Raw genomic sequence first — 974 nt, 5'->3', positions numbered from 1 at the left:
CGATGGTCGGGGATGACCACCACCTCCATGCCGTTGTCGAGCAGGAAATCCGTGACCTTGCCGTCATCGGCGGCGAGTGCGGGGTCGGTCAGGAACAGCGAAGTGGTGAGCAAGACTCTCCGCAGCCATTCAGTATGGGGTGTCATTGATGGCTCCGGTTCTCATTGCGGGACGATAGGCAAGGTTGCCAGCCGAGGCAAAGTGAATTGTTCGTCATTTTCGAGGCGCTCACCCCGCCTTGATGAACCGGATCACCGTTTCGCCGTAGCCGCGCTCGTCGACCACGGCGAACCCCTCGCCGGCATCGAACGGGGCGGAAGCCACTTCCTCGACCACGCAGAGCGCGCCGGGCAGCAACCAACCGCCTTGTCTCGCGGAGCGCAGGGCGCGCTCGCCCAGGCCCTTGCCGTAAGGTGGATCGGCGAAGACGAGGCCGAAGGCGGCAAGCGTGCCGGCCTCGCCCAGAGCGGTGGCGTCGCGCCGAAAAATCTTGGTGCGGCCGGTCAGCCCGAACGTCTCGACATTGCTGCGGATCAGGCCGCGTCCCTCGGCCGATTCCTCGATGAAGACGCCATAGGAAGCGCCGCGCGACAGCGCCTCGAGGCCGAGCGCGCCCGTACCGGCGAAGAGGTCGAGCACGCGTGCGCCATCGAGCTTATCTGCAAAACGGTGCGCCAGCACGTTGAACACCGCCTCGCGGGTGCGGTCGGTGGTCGGACGGATGGCATTGCTGCGTGGCGTCGCCAGCGGACGCCCGCGAAACTCACCACCGACGATCCTCATCTGGTGCGGGAACCCTTGGGGCCACCACGTGGCCTGTCACCACCAGGCCTGCCGCCGCCTTCCGGCCGGTCGCCTCGCGGCTTGCCGTACGGCTTGGCGCCACCTGGCTTGCCGCCAGGCTTGCCATATGCCGGCTTGAACGAGGCCTTGCGCGCCTTGGCGTCGGCCGCCTTGGCCGCATCGGCCTCCGC

At 67.4% G+C, this 974-nt stretch carries 1 protein-coding gene and 2 pseudogenes; all 3 read right to left on the bottom strand.

The features are described 5' to 3' along the window. Positions 1 to 146 (bottom strand): annotated as a pseudogene (locus EN781_RS35700) (insulinase family protein); the annotation flags it as partial. An 82-nt stretch (positions 147 to 228) separates the two neighbouring features. Further along, the gene (gene rsmD, locus EN781_RS33215; protein ID WP_126055116.1) at positions 229 to 783 is read right to left on the bottom strand and encodes a 16S rRNA (guanine(966)-N(2))-methyltransferase RsmD; all 555 of its coding nucleotides are present in this window, start codon (positions 781 to 783) and stop codon (positions 229 to 231) included. Next, positions 780 to 974 (bottom strand): annotated as a pseudogene (locus EN781_RS33210) (RNA pseudouridine synthase); the annotation flags it as partial. The pseudogene EN781_RS33210 and the gene rsmD, both read right to left, overlap by 4 nt.

It is taken from the genome of Mesorhizobium sp. M4A.F.Ca.ET.090.04.2.1, assembly GCF_003999085.1.
Lineage (GTDB): Bacteria > Pseudomonadota > Alphaproteobacteria > Rhizobiales > Rhizobiaceae > Mesorhizobium.
Note: the sequence above shows the minus strand (reverse complement) of the source record. Positions and strands in the feature narration are given on the sequence as shown.